General features: G+C 49.0%; 12 protein-coding genes. 1 reads left to right on the top strand and 11 read right to left on the bottom strand.

Features of this window, described 5'->3' with window-relative positions; all coding sequences use genetic code 11:
* Positions 1-133 precede the first annotated feature (133 nt).
* On the top strand, positions 134-1,363 hold the full coding sequence (serA, locus tag DXV75_RS01110; protein ID WP_115591384.1) for a phosphoglycerate dehydrogenase: 1,230 nt from the start codon (positions 134-136) through the stop codon (positions 1,361-1,363).
* Positions 1,364-1,447: 84 nt separating this feature from the next.
* On the opposite strand, the gene DXV75_RS01105 is transcribed toward serA, so the two are convergent.
* The 11 genes from DXV75_RS01105 to ampD form a co-directional block, all read right to left on the bottom strand.
* A complete protein-coding gene (locus DXV75_RS01105; protein WP_245953076.1) occupies positions 1,448-4,702 on the bottom strand; it encodes a BNR-4 repeat-containing protein in 3,255 nt (1,084 codons plus the stop codon).
* Positions 4,703-5,370: 668 nt separating this feature from the next.
* On the bottom strand, positions 5,371-6,123 hold the full coding sequence (locus tag DXV75_RS01100) for a DUF481 domain-containing protein (protein ID WP_115591382.1): 753 nt from the start codon (positions 6,121-6,123) through the stop codon (positions 5,371-5,373).
* Between the two features lie 140 nt (positions 6,124-6,263).
* Positions 6,264-7,079 (bottom strand): DUF481 domain-containing protein, encoded by an 816-nt coding sequence (locus DXV75_RS01095; protein WP_245953075.1) that lies wholly within the window; start codon positions 7,077-7,079, stop codon positions 6,264-6,266.
* Between the two features lie 79 nt (positions 7,080-7,158).
* On the bottom strand, positions 7,159-7,983 hold the full coding sequence (locus DXV75_RS01090) for an HDOD domain-containing protein (RefSeq protein ID WP_115591719.1): 825 nt from the start codon (positions 7,981-7,983) through the stop codon (positions 7,159-7,161).
* A gap of 58 nt (positions 7,984-8,041) precedes the next feature.
* Positions 8,042-8,344, bottom strand: a complete 303-nt coding sequence (locus tag DXV75_RS01085) for a DUF1289 domain-containing protein (RefSeq protein WP_115591381.1) — start codon at positions 8,342-8,344, stop codon at positions 8,042-8,044.
* 178 nt (positions 8,345-8,522) lie between these two features.
* Entirely contained in the window at positions 8,523-9,941 is a 1,419-nt protein-coding gene (gene lpdA, locus DXV75_RS01080) for a dihydrolipoyl dehydrogenase (protein ID WP_115591380.1), read from the bottom strand.
* Between the two features lie 148 nt (positions 9,942-10,089).
* Entirely contained in the window at positions 10,090-12,042 is a 1,953-nt protein-coding gene (aceF, locus tag DXV75_RS01075; RefSeq protein ID WP_115591379.1) for a pyruvate dehydrogenase complex dihydrolipoyllysine-residue acetyltransferase, read from the bottom strand.
* Between the two features lie 20 nt (positions 12,043-12,062).
* Positions 12,063-14,735 carry a pyruvate dehydrogenase (acetyl-transferring), homodimeric type gene (gene aceE, locus DXV75_RS01070; RefSeq protein ID WP_115591378.1) on the bottom strand — a complete coding sequence of 891 codons (2,673 nt, stop codon included), beginning with the start codon at positions 14,733-14,735 and terminating at the stop codon, positions 12,063-12,065.
* 157 nt (positions 14,736-14,892) lie between these two features.
* Positions 14,893-15,639: a GntR family transcriptional regulator gene (locus tag DXV75_RS01065; protein ID WP_115591377.1), complete on the bottom strand. Its 747-nt coding sequence runs from the start codon at positions 15,637-15,639 to the stop codon at positions 14,893-14,895.
* 273 nt (positions 15,640-15,912) lie between these two features.
* Positions 15,913-16,803: a beta-lactamase regulator AmpE gene (ampE, locus tag DXV75_RS01060; RefSeq protein WP_115591376.1), complete on the bottom strand. Its 891-nt coding sequence runs from the start codon at positions 16,801-16,803 to the stop codon at positions 15,913-15,915.
* Positions 16,804-16,842: 39 nt separating this feature from the next.
* A complete protein-coding gene (ampD, locus tag DXV75_RS01055; protein ID WP_115591375.1) occupies positions 16,843-17,388 on the bottom strand; it encodes a 1,6-anhydro-N-acetylmuramyl-L-alanine amidase AmpD in 546 nt (181 codons plus the stop codon).
* Positions 17,389-17,503 lie beyond the last annotated feature (115 nt).

Below are 17,503 nucleotides of genomic sequence, written 5' to 3'. Positions count from 1 at the left end.
TGGGAATTTGCCTGTAACCTGAACAAACTGAACAAAAATAGCACTTTTCTCTGTCGCTGAGTTCTGCTATTTTACCCATTTAGACGTCCAGATGTCTTTTTAATCCACTTTTCCCGTATCGAGATGCGAAGCAATGAGTAAAGTTTCACTACCCAAGGATAAAATCCGTATCCTGCTGTTGGAAGGACTCCACCAAAGTGCGGTTGAGACCTTTAAAGCCAATGGTTACACCAACATTGAATATTTGAAAACGTCTTTGCCGGAAGACGAATTGATCGAAAAGATCAAAGATGTGCATTTCATCGGCATTCGCTCTCGAACCTACCTGACCGAAAATGTGATTGAAGCGGCCAGCAAACTGGTTGCCGTGGGTTGCTTCTGCATCGGAACCAACCAGGTTGATCTGGACGCCACCCGCTCACGGGGCATTCCTGTGTTCAACGCCCCCTTCTCCAATACCCGCTCGGTCGCTGAATTGGTGCTGGGCCAGCTGATTTTGTTATTGCGTGGCATTCCGGACAAAAATGCCAAAGCACACCGCGGCGAATGGGACAAGAGTGCCGTTGGTTCCGTAGAAGCACGAGGCAAAACACTGGGTATTATTGGTTACGGCCACATTGGTACTCAGCTCAGTATCCTGGCCGAGCATCTGGGTATGCGCGTGCAGTTTTACGATATTGAAGACAAACTGGTATTAGGTAACTCCACCCAGGTAAAAAGCCTGGATACCCTGTTAAGCACTTCAGATGTGGTTTCTCTGCATGTACCGGAAACGGCCCAAACCCAAAACCTGATTGGTGCCCGGGAACTGGCCAAGATGAAAGCCGGCAGCATTTTAATCAACGCTTCACGGGGCACCGTAATTGATATTGACGCTTTGGTGAATGCGCTGGAATCTGGCCACATTCATGGCGCAGCCATTGATGTATTTCCGGTAGAGCCGAAGTCGAACAGCGAAGAGTTCGTGTCGCCGCTGCGCCAGTTTGACAACGTGATCCTGACCCCGCACGTGGGTGGCAGTACCCAGGAAGCACAGGAAAATATCGGCGTGGAAGTAGCTGGAAAACTGGCCAAATACAGTGACAATGGCTCCACCCTGTCGGCGGTTAACTTCCCTGAGGTTTCCCTGCCGGAGCACGTAGGTCGTTCACGATTGCTGCACATTCACCAGAATCGCCCGGGTGTACTGACCCAAATCAACCAGACGTTCGCTGAAAAAGGCATCAATATTGAGGCGCAGTATCTGCAAACCAGCGCAGAGATTGGTTATGTTGTGGTAGATGTGGAAGCTGACAAAGCCTACGAGGGCCTGGCTCAACTGCAGCAGATTGACGGCACAATAAAAGCCCGTATCCTGCACTGAGTTAAACACACGCACAAAAAACGCCGCAATCTGCGGCGTTTTTTTATTCCTTTAGAAGTAGTAGTGTGATCATCAAGCGATATTTTACTCGTATATCACCTCAAGCTCATTGATATTTGGCCAGTCACCGATAGCCATTAGTTTTACATAACGACCTTCAGCGTAGAATTCAGTTACCGTCGGTTGAGCATCATCATCTTTGTTTTGATGTTTCGCTACCTTTACGAATTCTTCATCAAGTGAGTTAGCAACGAATATTTGGTATTTAACTTCTTGACCTTCAGTAGTCCAAAGTTTAGTACCTGAAATCGTTTTCACTTCACCAAAATCAACGATGACGTCTTTAGTGCCGTTTTGTGCTGCTGACCAACTAGAGTCATCACTCGTATCACCATCGAAGATCTTGGCAGCTTCGTAGCCTTCCTCTTCTGAATCAACCGAAATTACCGATGGCTTCACAGTAAAGCTCATATCGGTTTCAGAAGACTTACCGTTGGTATCGGTAGCAACCGCTTTTAGGATATGGGTTCCTGCTGCAGCACCCAGCAACTCTGTAGGATAGTCATAGCCGCCCCATGTGTATGGCGCTTCGTAAATGTCACGCACTAAGTTGTCGTCCAGGTACAAGTCAACACGTTCAATACCAACCCAGCTAACAATCGATTCAGTGGTAACTGATGTTGATAGCGACTCATAACCCACTGATAAATCCATTTCATCGTAAACAAAGTCTACATGGGGTGCCGGAACTTCCTCAACAATAAGCGTCATGTCTGCAGACGTTTCTAATCCGTTATTATCTTTAGCAACAGCGGTGAAAGTATGAGTACCAACGCCTAACGGATTAGGGTTTGGTGTGTGGCATGGTGTAGGTTTAGGGTCTTGATCGCAGCTTATCCAGCCCATAGCGCCAAATTCATAAGGTGCATACGGATGACCAAAATTCCATGACGGTTTGGTATCAACACGCACCAGCTCGCCATTTCTATATAAGGTGACTGATTGAATTGAGCCACCTTCATTGGGTGATTCCGCTTTTAGAATAATCATTAATTGCGGATAACCTTCGTAAACGGTCACCACATCATTAGGCCAGGTTAATACCGGAGGTTTGGGCGCAGCTTTAACAATGACCTTCATGGTTGTTTCGCCCGAATCGCCAGCGCTATCAACGGCAACCGCTTTAAAGATATGCTCACCTGCAGGTAATGGGTTAGGGTTTGGCTCATGGCAAGGGGTAGGAACTGGATCTTGATCACAGCTGATCCAACCCATAGCACCTGTTTCATGGGCGTTATATTGATGACCAAAATGCCAAGACGGTTTAGTGTCGACACGCACTAATTCATCATTGATGTATAAGGTGACTGATTCTATGGTGCGGCCTTCAATTGGGCTGCTGGCATCTATTCTGAACTCCAAGCGCTCAAAGCCTTCATTAACCGTCATTTCTGTTTCAGGGAACTGAACGATCGGACCATCAGATTTGACTGTTAAAGTCATGGTCGCTACCCCCGTATCGCCTTCACTGTCAAGTGCAACCGCTTTAAATACGTGAGTACCCGCTGGTAATGGGTTTGGGTTTGGCTTGTGAGTGTCTAACCAACCCATAGCACCCGTTTCGTGTGGCTTGCTGGCATGACCAAATAAGAATTTATAGGAATCATCAACACGAATTAATTGGTCGTTAATGTATAAAGACACCGATTCAATGGTACGACCTTCAACAGGGGTGGCTTTTACTTCAAAGATTAGTTGCTCATAACCTTCGTCAACGGTTTTTGACGACCAAGGGAATTTAACTTCCGGTGCGTTTTCATTGTTTTCAATATCTAAATCAATAACTTGTATATGAACAGGGCGAGCACTACCTTCAGCTTTTTCCATTAAGTAGTAATAGAGCTTTCCTTTACTGATGTATGGAACACCGTGGGAGAACTGCGTTCCAGAGTCGCCGTCATATACACGGGTGAAGTTGCTGGTACCACCTTCGGTTTTTTCTACAAACGGGCGTCCCGAGCCGTTTAAACCAATAACGTAGACATTGTTTCCAGATGTATAAAGGCTTTGAGCACCAGTAAATTCTGTAGAATGAATAAATTCAGTCGCCCCCATAGGCTTGTAAGAGTGAATATATACTTGTTGGAAATCAGCTCGTTTGCTGTCTGCTGAGCGTACGCGACTGATGATGTGAATATCGCCCCGTTCAGTTACTGTCCAGTCAAAGTAGCTAACCATATAAACAGAGTTAGGATCTTCATGACCAGTGATGAAGTCACCCGGCTCAAACACTTTAATTTCATCTGAGTTAACTAACGGCCAAGTTATTGATTCACCGTGGTGGTTTTTCCAATCGCCAAAACCTTCAGGGTGATCAGAATAGGCGTAGTAAACACCGTTTTGATGAGTATACCTGTCAGTAGAAACTGCCTGACGTTGCTGGAAACCAACGCGCAATTTTCCTGCAACGTATTTCATGTTTCCATATAAGCCCCAGTTGTAATCGTTGCCTTTATCAATAGCATCCAGTGAGTTAAACGCTGTGTACCTAGACCATTTTTGGTTTACTGCATCATAACGGTTAAATACGTAGCGGCCGTTATTGTCTCTGCCATTACGCATATAAGAGAGCAAGGTGCCATCTGAGTTAGTAAAGAATTTAGGGTAAGTTAGCCTGGTGTCATCAAGAACATCCGCTAAATCACCTGTCATTGTGACGTGTTTATAGTCATCAGGACCTTGGCTAATACTGCTGGTGTCTTTTACAAATTGGCTAAGCGTAAAGTCGCTATCAGATACTTCCGCAGCACCAGGAACCGAGTAGCTATAACGGAAGAAATCGTCTTTAAAGACGCCCTGATCACGATAGCTATGCATATCGTAGAGTAGATGAATAGTGCCGTTTATTGGGCTCACTGCGACCGCAATGGTGTTGTGTGATTCACCTATGTGTGGTTTGCCGCTAAATCCAGTGTGGCGATGAGGGAATTCAATCGTTGCTTTGCTACCTGTTAACGTGTTGTAACGGGTTAACATTACGTGACGATCGTACTTGCCACCGCGATACCAGGTTGTGAACACATAGTGTTTATAGGTTTTGATACTATCGCCATGGGCAGATATTTGTGGCCCATAATAATAATCGTATTTTTCGGTACCGTTATCTGGCGTGCTAGCGCTAACTTTTACGCCATCGAAATGCAATGCGTTATCGGCGATTTTAACCTGGCTTTCCAAAGTCACTTCAGCGTTTACGTGCTGAGTCGAAAAACCTAAAAGCGAAATTACTAACAATAGATAACGTAGCATTGGCATACGTGAGTCCTTTCCGTAATTCATAATGTACTCTTCTGTATGTGTTGTGATTGGGTGGGCAGTGAGCTTTACTTTATAAAGGCTAATTTAATGGTTTCACCAACTCGTGCTGACTATCAAATTATCAAAAAGACAACCAAAACACTCACGCCTGATCATTTGCAATCAAATATTAAATCAACATTTATGCAACATCAATCAAAAATGTTAATGCCATGTATCATGATTCAACAATTTATTTTCTACTTGCTGACTAAAACAGGTAGCTAGCTTGGGCTTGGAATTAAATACAAAAGAAAACGCACAATCTTTTGAATTTCATATGAAAGAGGAACAGATCTGTTTGGTGCGGAGATTCAGTTTCCGGAAAGTATAGGTTGTTACTCGCCCTCATGCCGAAATTCCGCAATTGGCAAATTACCAGAATGATTAGACTGGCTATGCAAAGTAGCTCAGGTTTGCTGCGCCTGAACGAAAAAAGCCCAGTCGCTAAACTGGGCTGATTCGTGGAATTGTTAGTCCCGGCAAGGGAGGGTTTACTACTCAGATAACATAAGCGCCCAGAAATCCAAACCTGGTTTTGATATTCCAAGGCAGCAAATCATCAATTTAGCAATCCGATTTGCAGATATTGGGTAAATTCTTTTCACAAACTCAAATCTTCCCACACTGCTCCTATTAAAGCTTACCTATCAGAAAAAGTTGTACACCAGGGCAACCGAAGTTTCAGTATCCAGCTTGTCTTTACCGGATTCTACGTGGGTATTGTGTGAAAGTTTGATACCTAACTTCATGGAAAGAGAGCCATTAATACTGGCGGTCAGTGCACTCTCAGATAGAGATTTGGTGTTGTCTCTACCCACCTCAGTACTGGCAGTCTGGGTAAACTTGGACGTTTCAGAAACAAACCACTGGAAAGCAGCGGATGCACGAACAATCATACCGTTTTGCTGCTCACCGTCCTGGGTTTTACTCCACGCGTAACCCGGACCCAGCGAATATTCGAACTTACTGGTTTCGGTCTCCCACAACTTTTGGTTCCAACCGGATGCGAGAGTCGCCTGATAGTCGTAACTGCTTTGCTTGTCCTGTTCGTAGGAAGCGAAGCCGAATAGACGATGATCGGGATTGGTTAACTTATAATTGGCCTGGGCGGAAGCAAAATACTTCTCAGCAGAGATACGGTCTTCCTTTTCCCCGTCGGCATTTTCTACTGTCTCTTCTTTGTAGAGCGCAGAAATGTTGTAGTCGTTACTCCAGTCTTCCAGCTCATGATTGGCGACAATAGACCCATTCAGTGAAGTGGTTTCAGTATTACCGGTGGTAATGTTAAATCCCATTCCGGCTTCCATTGAAAAGGGTTTCATTTCCTCTTCACCTTCAGCAAATGCCAATGTGGTAAAACATAACCCTGAAAGGGCAAAAGCCAGTATTTTTTTATCCATGTGCTTTCCTAAATTAAAACCATTTCCGTGATAACAGGACCAGCTGACGGCTCGCACTTGCCAGCCTGGTTCCGGGTATCAATATTCGCAAAAGGGCTACTCCCCGCACGCATGCAAGCGTGCATGAGACAATATTGCTATTAAAAAAACTGGTACACCAGCGAGACTGAAGTTTCCGTATTCAGCTTTTCTGCAGCTTCAAGCACACTGGTCTCATGGTTCATTTTCAACGCCAGTTTCATGGCCAGCGAGCCGAACAGGTTCGCCGATAGTGATGTTTCGGAACGGGATTTGGTGTTGTCTTCTCCCGACTCCATGCTGACAAACTGGCGAAACTTGGCTCCGGTCGCCCACTGAAACTTATATTCAGCCGACGCCCGCACAATCACACCATCATTCAGATTGTCGTTTTTCTCTTCTTCTGCAGAAACAAACGCATACCCCGGCCCCACAGAGTAACGAAATTCACTGTCCTCATCACGCCATAACCGGTGTGACCAGCCACCTGCCAACGACGCACGATAGTTGTAACCATTAAACCTGTCATTTTCATAGTCGCCATACATAAACATGCGGCGCCCGGGCGTGCCCAGCTTGTAATCGAATTGGCCATAGGCAAAATAACGTTCAGCAGCGACGTCATTAACCTTTTCACCGTTAACGTTTTTTTCAACTTCCTTGTACAACATTTCGGCAAAATAAATGTTGCTCCAGTCGTGGGTCTCGTGGTCAGCGGCCAGGCTGGCTTTTACTGAAGTGGCATCAGTGTTACCGGTAGCCAGAAGCAAGCCGACTTCGCCGTCGAGAGAAAAATGCGGATCTGCGCCATCCTGAACAACAAAGTCGGTGTTGTACAGGGTTTGTATACGGCTGCGTTTGGCCGCCATGGCACTTTCACAAAAGGCCAGTGTAAGCAAAAATATAATCAACAAACGCAAGACAATTTGGTTTTGCATAAAATTAATTCTTGATTGTAATTTAGCGCAACGAGATTTTTTCTGTACCGTCCCTGGTAGCCGCCCGGCGATATGACACCTAGCGGATCAAATTCACAATTTTCTGTGTTTCAGTGTTCGCAAAGCTCACTGCATTCCCCAGGGTTTCCCCCTCCACTTTGAGGCTGGCGGCGATTTCCGGAGTAAACAATTCCAGCTTGCCATATTCCTGAGGTTCATTTTCTCGCAATGTTATCCGTTGGGCACAAGCTATCAGGGCAATATCACGCTCCGCTGCCTGCTTATGTGGATTGTGTGCATTTTTAACAGGGAAAAACAATGGCAATGGCAACTTCCAGCTTTCCATAATCGTACCGCTGCACTCGGCAAAGGTGAAATTAAAATACTTCTTTTGCTTTTCCCACGGTAATCCCGGGTGCTCATCACTAAGATAAGCCTGATACTCATCCGGTGAACATTTTGCGATGACCAGTTCACTGAGGTTCATCAGGATCCCCATCACAAAAAAACGTTCACTGGCCCGCACCCTGGACTGTTTGGCCAGATACTTACCGGCCATTCCGCAGTAAACTGAAGAATGCCAGTGTTTGTCGAGCCGAATCAAACCGGACTCGAAGCACTTGAATGCCGAATTAGCGGTCTCTGCAATCACCAGGTTGTAGAGTGCTTCACCACCAATGACATTTATGGCCTTAGGAATGGACTCAATCTGCGAAGGAAAACGAAACAGGGCACTGTTGGCAAGGCGCAGGATTTTGGCACTTAACGACGGATCCACACTGATCATACGTGCAATATCGTCGGTATCGGAACGGTGATCATCCAGCACATTACGGATACGCAAACAGAGATCTGGTAACGTAAAGGATTGTGCTGCAAAGGAAACGTACTTTTCTACTGACATACTTTTATCAACCTGCCCGATTATAACGCGGGCCATTATACCAATCAGAACTTAAAACTCAGCCTTTTTGACTAACTTCCTCGTCAGAAGGAAACAGTTCGGTTTGCTGCGCTGCTGGCTTATCTTCGGACTGCGCTGCGTCGCGGCGTTTGCGCAATGCTGCCTGCTTGCGCCTGACACATGCGGCAATAATTTGTCGCTTGGTGTCGTTGTTCACTCTTTGCCAGTACAAACGCTCATCCCGACTTCGGAAACAGCCCACACAATAGCCCCGTGGCCCTGACTGGCAAACCCCAATACACGGGCTGGGAATATCAAAAAATTCCAGTTGTGAGGGTAGTGGCTTTTTGTCCGCTGTCATTGTCAGTTATGTAACGTTACTTTAGTAAAATTGCGATAAAGTTTCGGCGCTTAACTTCAAAGCCTACGATATTACACGAGCATGGCGAAAATGTGGCCAAAAATGCGTTAAAACGTAAAACCCAGGCAAAAAAAAACGAGGCCACCCGGCCTCGCTTTTCAACAATGATTACCAATACTTACTTTTTCTTGGCTTTTGGATTCGGCAAATCAGTTATACTGCCTTCGAAAATTTCGGAAGCCAAACCAATTGACTCATTCAGCGTTGGGTGAGCGTGAATGGTCAGTGCCACATCTTCAGCATCTGCACCCATTTCAATCGCCAGGCCAATTTCACCCAGCATCTCACCTGCATTGGTCCCCACCAAGGCACCGCCCAGAACACGACCAGAATCTTTGTCGAAGATCATCTTGGTCATACCGTCGGTCGCGTCAGACGCAATGGCACGGCCAGAGGCAGCCCACGGGAAGGTGGCGGTCTCATAATTCAGCCCCTGCTCTTTGGCTTCTTTCTCGGTCAGTCCAACCCAGGCAACTTCCGGCTCAGTGTAAGCAACAGAAGGAATACAGCGAGGATCGAAGTAATGCTTCTTACCGGCAATCACTTCAGCAGCTACGTGGCCTTCATGCACACCTTTGTGCGCCAGCATGGGCTGGCCTACGATATCACCGATGGCGAAGATGTGACTTACGTTGGTTTGCATTTGCTTATCTACATTGATAAAGCCGCGCTCATCAACCTTCACACCCGCTTTGTCGGCATCAATCTTCAGACCATTCGGGCGACGGCCAACCGCTACCAGAACCTTGTCATAACGTACCGGCTCAGCAGGCGCATTCTTGCCCTCGAAGGTCACGTACAGACCGTCTTTTTTCGCTTCAACGCCGGTTACCTTGGTTTCCAGCATAATGTTGAATTTGTCTTTGATGGTTTTGGTATAAACCTTCACCACGTCTTTGTCGGCTGCCGGGATCAGCTGGTCAAGGAACTCAACCACGTCGATTTGAGAACCCAGGGCATGATAAACAGTCCCCATCTCCAGGCCAATGATACCACCACCCAGAACCAGCATTTTCTCTGGTACGTCTTTCAGTTCAAGTGCACCGGTGGAATCGATAACACGCTCATCCTGCGGAATGAAAGGCAGAGATACAGGTTCAGATCCAGCAGCGATAATGGCTTTTTCAAAAGTGATGGTGGTTTTACCTTCCGCGCCTTCCACCACCAGGGTGTTGGAGCCGGTGAATTTACCGTAACCCTGAACGTGCTTAACCTTGCGCATCTTGGCCATACCGGACAGGCCTTTGGTCAATTGAGCAACCACGCCGTCTTTATATTCACGGATCTTGTCCAGGTCAAAAGACGGTTCGCCAAAGGTCACACCGTGAGAAGCCAAATGCTTGGCTTCCTTGATCACCTTGGCAACGTGTAACAGTGCTTTAGACGGGATACATCCCACGTTCAAACACACCCCACCCAGTGTATCTCTGGCATCCACCAGCACGGTTTCCAAGCCCAAGTCGGCTGCCCGGAATGCTGCGGAGTAGCCGCCAGGCCCGGCGCCCAATACTACTAACTGAGTTTTAATTTCGCTCATTGTGACCTCAATTCTGTCCAAATATCTGAATTTATGCGTAACGGCTCGAATTCTAACTAGGGCTGGTCTGCCCTGTAAAGCCAACTTCGGCTAAAAGCCGGTAAAACCTTGCGTGGGAGCCTTTAGGCTCCCACTACGGAACAGCGGGTTACAACAACATTTCCCGCAGATCTTCCAGTACGTTTTTCAGGTGTACCGCAAAACGTGCCGCTACTGCACCATCGATCACCCGGTGATCATAGGAGAGCGACAGTGGCACCATCAAACGAGGCTCAAATTCCTTACCGTTCCATTTTGGTTTGATATCGCTTTTCGACACACCCAATATGGCTACATCAGGCGCATTTACAATAGGCGTAAACGCCGTACCGCCAATACCGCCCAAGCTGGAAATGGTAAAACAGCTGCCTTGCATATCGGCTGCCTTGAGCTTGCCATCACGAGCCTTGGCACTGATTTCCAGTAGCTCTTTGGACAGCTCATAAATACCTTTCTGATCCACGTCACGCACTACTGGCACCACCAGACCTCCGGGAGTGTCTACAGCAATACCAATGTGGTAGTACTTTTTCTGAATCAGCGATTCACCGTCTGCAGACAAGGACGTGTTAAACACCGGATAGGCTTTGAGTGCATCCGCCACGGCTTTCATCATGAACACAAGCGGCGTGATCTTAAAGCCCAGCTTGCGCTTCTCTGCCACCACATTCTGTTGCTTACGGAACGCTTCCAGATCGGTGATGTCAGCTTCTTCGAACTGTGTCACATGGGGGATGGTCACCCAGTTGCGATGCAGATTCGGGCCAGAAATCTTCTGGATACGGGTCAGTGGCACTTCTTCCACTTCACCGAACTTGCTGAAGTCCACCTTGGGCGGTGCAATTACCTGCAGGCCACCTTCTCCGGCGCCAACCGCAGCGGCAGTCGCCTTCGGACGGCTCAGCTCGTACTTAACGTAAGACTGAACGTCTTCCTTGAGGATACGGCTTTTCGCACCGCTGCCGCTAACCTGGGTCAGGTCAACACCAAACTCGCGGGCCAGACGGCGTACCGAAGGTGACGCATGTACCTTACCGGACTTAGGCTTTTCGCCAGCGGAAGGGTGGTGAGGCACCGGCGGAGGCTTAGGGCGGCTGCTTTCAACAGGTGCAGGTGCACTGGCAGGAGCCGCAGCAGCTTTTGCTTCGGCTTTCGGTGCCGCAGCGCCCTGAACCTTAAGCATCAGAACCGCAGAGCCCTGTGACACTTTGTCACCCTGCTTGATCAGCAATTTGGTCACTACACCGGCTTTTGGTGCCGGCACATCCATGGTCGCCTTATCGGTTTCCAGCGTGATGAGGCCATCTTCCACCTCAACCGTGTCACCTTCGCTAACCAGTACATCAATAACATCCACATCGCTGGCATCGCCGATATCCGGAACGGTAACTTCGATTTCCACTTCTTCGCCCCCGGCAGCTTCTGCCACCGGTTCAGCTGCAGCAGGAGCAGCTGCCGCTGATTCGACAGGCGCACTTTCAGATGCCCCGCCGCTGACTTCAAGAACAAGAACCAAAGAGCCTTCACTGACCTTGTCGCCTTCCTTCACTTTCAGACTGACAACTTTACCGGCCTGCGGAGAGGGCACGTCCATGGTGGCTTTATCGGTTTCAAGCGTGATCAGGCCGTCTTCGGCAGCTACAGTATCACCTTCTGCAACCAGTACTTCGATAACGTCTACGTCAGAGGCATCACCAATATCAGGAACTTTCACTTCAATGGTCTGGCTGCCACCACTGGCTGCGGCAGGTGCCGGTGCCGGATCTGCTGCCGGAGCAGCAGAAGCTTGTGGCGCTTCTTCCGCCGGGGCAGATTCACTCGCACCACCGGCTGACAGCTTGGCCAGCAGGTCGCCCTGCTTGATTTTGTCACCCACTTTAACGTTCAGTTCGGCAACGGTTCCGGCGAACGGCGCAGGTATGTCCATACTCGCCTTGTCGCTTTCAACCGTTACCAGAGATGCTTCTGCTTCAACCTCGTCACCCACTGCTACGCACAGTTCAATGACTTCAACTTCATCTTCACCCAGGTCGGGTACGAATACGTCTTTAATATCTGACATAGTACTGAATCTCCCTGAACTTACGCGTAAAGCGGGTTAATTTTTTCAGGATCGATATTCAGATCCTGCATGGCTTGCGACAAGGTTTTGCTGTCGACTTCACCGGCTTTGTGCAACTCGTACAGAGCAGCAAAAGTTACGTAGCTGGCATCCACTTCAAAGTGGCGGCGCAGATTGGCGCGGCTGTCGGAGCGGCCAAAACCGTCGGTACCCAGTACGCGATAAGAGCCCGGTACAAACGCACGAACCTGATCAGCATAGTTTTTGATGTAATCGGTCGCAGCGATAGTCGGGCCATCAATACCGGCAGACAGGGTCTCGGTAATGTAAGGAACCTTGGCCTTGGCTTCAGGGTGCAGCATGTTGTAACGGTCGCAGTCCATACCTTCGCGGGCAAGTTCATTAAACGAGGTCACACTGTAAACTTCGGCAACCACGTTGTAGTCTTCTGCCAGTTTGGCCGCGGCTTCGCGAACCTGTTGCAGAATGGTGCCGGAGCCCAGCAGCTTAACCTTGCGCTTGCGCTTCTTGTCACCCACAGTATCCAGCAGGTAAATACCTTTCACGATGCCTTCTTCCACGCCCTTCGGCATTTCCGGCTGAACGTAGTTTTCGTTCATGACGGTGAGGTAGTAGAACACGTTTTCCTGTTCCTCGAACATGCGGCGCAGGCCGTCCTGCACGATAACCGCCACTTCGTAACCGTAGGTCGGGTCGTAGCTGATACAGTTCGGGATCAGGGCAGCCTGGGTATGGCTGTGACCATCCTGGTGCTGCAGACCTTCACCGTTCAGCGTGGTTCTTCCGGCAGTACCACCTACCAGGAAACCGCGAGCCTGGCTGTCACCGGCAGCCCAGGCCAAATCGCCTACACGCTGGAAGCCAAACATGGAATAGTAGATGTAAACCGGGATCATCGGCAGGTCGTTGGTGCTGTAGGAGGTACCCGCTGACAACCAGGACGCCATGGCACCCAGTTCGTTGATACCTTCCTGCAAGACCTGGCCTTTTTTGTCTTCGCGGTAGTAAGCAACCTGATCAGAATCCTGTGGTTCGTATTTCTGACCCTGGCTTGAGTAGATACCCACCTGACGGAACAAACCTTCCATACCAAAGGTACGGGCTTCATCCGGGATAATGGGCACTACACGCTTACCGATTTGCTTGTCTTTCAGCATCGCTGTCAGTACACGCACAAACGCCATAGTGGTAGAGATTTCACGATCGCCTGAGCCTTTGGTAACAGCTTCAAACGCTTTCAGTGGCGGTGCTGGCAAATCTTCAGTGCTGTTCGGCAGGCGGCGCGGCATAAAGCCGTGCAACGCATCGCGACGGGCACGCAGATATTTCATTTCTTCGCTGTCATCAGCAAACTTGAAGTAAGGCAACTTTTCCAGTTCGCCGTCGGCAACCGGAATGTTGAAACGGTCGCGGTATTGTTTAACCGCATCCATGTCCATTTTCTTAACCTGGTGGGCAATGTTTTTACCTTCACCAGCCGCACCCATGCCGTAGCCTTTCACGGTTTTGGCCAGGATAACCTGTGGGCGACCTTTGGTGTTCACTGCACGATCGTATGCGGCGTAAACTTTCACCGGATCGTGACCACCACGGTTCAGGCGCCAGATGTCTTCGTCAGACATGTTGGCTACCATCTCTTTCAGCTCAGGGTATTTGCCAAAGAATTTTTCTCGGGTGTAAGCTCCACCCTTGGCTTTGAAGTTCTGATATTCACCGTCAACGGTTTCGTTCATCAAATCGAGCAGTTTGCCGGAAGTATCGCGGGCCAGCAGAGCATCCCAGTAACGGCCCCAGATAACCTTGATCACTTCCCAGCCAGCGCCACGGAAGGTACCTTCCAGTTCCTGAATGATTTTGCCGTTACCACGTACCGGGCCGTCCAGACGCTGCAGGTTACAGTTCACCACGAAAGTCAGGTTGTCGAGACCTTCACGGGAAGCCAGGCCAATTGCACCCAAGCTTTCCGGCTCATCAATTTCACCGTCACCAAGGAAACACCAAACGCGCTGTGCAGAACAGTCTTTCAGCCCACGGTTGGTCAGGTATTTAAGGAAACGGGCCAGGTAGATAGCCTGCATTGGGCCAAGGCCCATGGATACCGTTGGGAACTGCCAGAAATCCGGCATCAGTTTCGGGTGCGGGTAGGAAGACAGCCCCTGGCCGTCCACTTCCTGACGGAACATATCAAGCTGCTCTTCACTCAGGCGGCCTTCTATGTAAGCGCGGGAGTAGATACCCGGAGAAACGTGGCCCTGAATGAACAGGAAATCGCCACCGTCGTTGTCGTTGGGGGCGCGGAAAAAGTGGTTGAAGCCTACATCGTATAACATGGCCGATGAAGCAAAACTGGAGATGTGGCCGCCCAGTTCAAGATTTTTCTTGGACGCCCGCAGCACCATCATCAGGGCATTCCAGCGCAGGGCATTACGGATCTTCGCTTCAATGGTCTGGTCGCCCGGCATGGTCGGCTCCTGCCCGGGCGGAATGGTATTAATGTAAGCGGTGGTTGCATCATAGGGCAAATGGGCACCATTTCTGCGCGCTTTTTCGATTAACGATTCCAGTAAGAAATGCGCTCTTTCAACGCCCTCTTCTTCTAATACCGACTCTAACGACTCCAGCCATTCTTGTGTTTCTTGAGGATCCACATCTTGGTGCATCATTTCAGTCATGGTGCCATCCTATTTTTCTGCTGATATAGAAAACCATCCGCCTGGGAGTACACCCGGGGGATGGAATACTTAACTTACGTTGTACTGGTCGTAAGCCATACTGGCTTACACATTAATAAACCGGCCTTTGCCGGTACATATTGAGGCCGTCAGGCCCCTAAATCTCCAGGCGTCTCAATGCACGTTGCACACGGCTGTCGCGCTGATTGATCGCCAGCAAGGTTTTCTCAATCAATGCCAGGTGGGCATTACACGCCTGCCTGGCAGCTTCGGGATCACGCGATGCAATCGCAGCGACAATCTCCCGACGTTGACTGGTAATTTCCTGGTTCACACTGGGCTGATAGGCCAGCATGACAAAATTTCGTTCGATGTTTTCCACCAGCATGGCCTGCATGGTACTCATCACATGCAACAACACCATATTGTGTGAAGCCCGGGCCATACTCATGTAAAAACGCCCTACTGCTTCAGCCAGGGGGCGTTTGGAATCATCCGGCCCCGGTTCTGGCAACATGTCCAATGCATCCTGCAAAGCTTCGTAATCTTCCGGCTGACCCCGCAATGCGGCATAGTAGGCTGCCATTCCCTCAAGCGCGTGGCGAAATTCCAGTAAATCAAACTGGGTTTCCGGCCGTCGGCTGATCAGCGCCATTAACGGGTCCATCATCGCGGCGTTCAGATCACGACTGACAAAAGTCCCGCCGCCCTGCTTACGCTCCACAAGCCCCCGGGCCTGCAAATTGCCAATGGCTTCGCGCAACGATGGCCGTGAAACGTCAAACTGCAGGGCCAGTTCTCTCTCCGGCGGCAGTTGCTGCCCGGCCAGCAGGGAACCGTCCAAAATCATGGATTCCAGCTGTTCGGTGATCACATCCGAGAGTTTCTTTCGACCTTGCCGCATGCGGAAGTTGCCCTACACCTAATAAATAGGGTGGCGAAAATGTAAACATTTTTCGAGAGCCACCCTGCATTGGTCATACCATTTTACCTATACAGTTTAGGTCAGATCGCCAACCGGGTAAATAGTTTCAATATAGCAGAGCTTGAAAAATCGACTAAAAATCAACTTTAATACTTGAATTTAAAGAAGTTTTAATTGAGAAGCAGACTGGTCAGACAAGAAGTAATCCGTCGTCAGGCCAGTCCGATTGGAAAGACAGTGGGCCGTTGAATGTCAGGCCAGGTTGCCGGTTAAGGTAAGAAGTGCTGTAACTACTAATAAAAACAGAATGTTACGTTTAGCCAGTCGCACCAGTTGCACGGGCTCAGCGGCAATGTCGCTGTGAACTTCGTCGTTGGTCATCTCCGCAGCCGCAGCAACACTGGTCAGCAATTTGATCGCACTAATGCGGGTATCGGCCAGTGCATCCAGCCAAACCGGCAGAGCCCGGGAGAAATGCCCCATTAACAAAAAGCCCAGTGACGTGATGCGCACCGGAACAAAATCCAGAACATGCATCACTGTTTTGGTTACCTCAAACTCTGCTTCCCCGGCATCCGACTGCTCATCGGTGAAGGTGTGATGGAACTGTCGTGCAACACAGTAAATAAGGGCGCCTGGCGCTCCAAAGGCGATGAAAAACAGGATCACGGCCGCGTAATGCTGATAATTGAGCCAAATCAGTTGCTGACCAAAACTGCGGCCAGTTTCATGCTCTGGCGTAATATCTTCTGAAATGGGTTCGTCAACATCTTCATTTATATCGCGATGCCCCAACTGTCTTGCATACAAGCTGCAGGCTTCGAGATCCCCCCGATCGGCGGCCTGCAAAAAGCACCGGTAGGTCGCTCTGAGTTCGGGGCATCCCATACAGACATATAAAAGAAGCGTTTGCAGAATAAAGGAAAGAAATCCGCCCAGTAGCCAGGACTCCAGCACCCAAAGCAGCAAGCCTGGGGCGAGTATAAAAAACAATACTATATAGTCAGGGCTAGAAGTTGTGAGCCAGTTTTTATCCTGCAGCCACTGACGATAACGCGCTATATAGGTTTCTATGCGCCATTCAGGAGTCTTAATCAGACTGCGCTCAAGAGCAATCACCAATAACAGACTTACAATAATCATACGAACCAGTTTCCTAAACTATAGGGTCAATTCAGTCATTCAGAATTTGAGTTGCTGACGCAGACGACACCAGTCAAAAAAGGGCCCGGGGTCGGTCTTTCTGCCAGGTGCAATATCATTATGCCCCACAATGCGGCCGAGGGAAATTTTCGGATATGCTTCAATGAGTTCCTGACACACTTTCACCAGACTGGCGTACTGATGTTCAGTATAGGGTTGCGTATCAGTGCCTTCCAGTTCGATACCAACGGAAAAATCATTGCAGCGGCCCTGGCCCTGAAAGCTGGAAACGCCGGCATGCCAGGCTCTGGCACTGAAGGGTACATACTGCTCAACTTTACCGTCTCTGCGGATTACACAATGCGCAGACACTTTAAGGCCAGCTATCTGTTGGTAAAACGGGTGCTCTGACGGGTCCAGCGTGCCACAAAATAACTGTTCGATCCCCTTTCCGCCAAACTCCCCGGGAGGCAACGAAATATTGTGGATCACCAACAACGAGATATCGCACTTCTCAGGCCGCTCATCCCAATGCGGGGAAGGAATGCACTCGGCCCCATGAACAAAATCGAGCTGTTCAGACATAATCTTCAAAATTACTGAATTTATTGAACGGCCAGTCTGGCACCGCCTAAATCAATCTACAAGCGCTGATGTTTTGATATAGTGATAAAAATTTATTGAACAACGGGGTAAAGCA

It is taken from the genome of Alteromonas aestuariivivens, assembly GCF_003367475.1.
In the GTDB taxonomy this organism is placed as follows: Bacteria; Pseudomonadota; Gammaproteobacteria; order Enterobacterales; family Alteromonadaceae; genus Alteromonas; species Alteromonas aestuariivivens.
The sequence above is the reverse complement of the archived record's forward strand: the minus strand, read 5'-3'. Positions and strand labels throughout refer to the sequence as shown.

Bases quoted from the DNA above. Each gene is read 5' to 3' on its own strand.
- serA (WP_115591384.1), top strand. From the start codon at position 134: ATGAGTAAAGTTTCACTACCCAAGGATAAAATCCGTATCCTGCTGTTG.
- DXV75_RS01105 (WP_245953076.1), bottom strand. From the start codon at position 4,702: ATGAATTACGGAAAGGACTCACGTATGCCAATGCTACGTTATCTATTG.
- DXV75_RS01100 (WP_115591382.1), bottom strand. From the start codon at position 6,123: ATGGATAAAAAAATACTGGCTTTTGCCCTTTCAGGGTTATGTTTTACC.
- DXV75_RS01095 (WP_245953075.1), bottom strand. From the start codon at position 7,079: ATGCAAAACCAAATTGTCTTGCGTTTGTTGATTATATTTTTGCTTACA.
- DXV75_RS01090 (WP_115591719.1), bottom strand. From the start codon at position 7,983: ATGTCAGTAGAAAAGTACGTTTCCTTTGCAGCACAATCCTTTACGTTA.
- DXV75_RS01085 (WP_115591381.1), bottom strand. From the start codon at position 8,344: ATGACAGCGGACAAAAAGCCACTACCCTCACAACTGGAATTTTTTGAT.
- lpdA (WP_115591380.1), bottom strand. From the start codon at position 9,941: ATGAGCGAAATTAAAACTCAGTTAGTAGTATTGGGCGCCGGGCCTGGC.
- aceF (WP_115591379.1), bottom strand. From the start codon at position 12,042: ATGTCAGATATTAAAGACGTATTCGTACCCGACCTGGGTGAAGATGAA.
- aceE (WP_115591378.1), bottom strand. From the start codon at position 14,735: ATGACTGAAATGATGCACCAAGATGTGGATCCTCAAGAAACACAAGAA.
- DXV75_RS01065 (WP_115591377.1), bottom strand. From the start codon at position 15,639: ATGCGGCAAGGTCGAAAGAAACTCTCGGATGTGATCACCGAACAGCTG.
- ampE (WP_115591376.1), bottom strand. From the start codon at position 16,803: ATGATTATTGTAAGTCTGTTATTGGTGATTGCTCTTGAGCGCAGTCTG.
- ampD (WP_115591375.1), bottom strand. From the start codon at position 17,388: ATGTCTGAACAGCTCGATTTTGTTCATGGGGCCGAGTGCATTCCTTCC.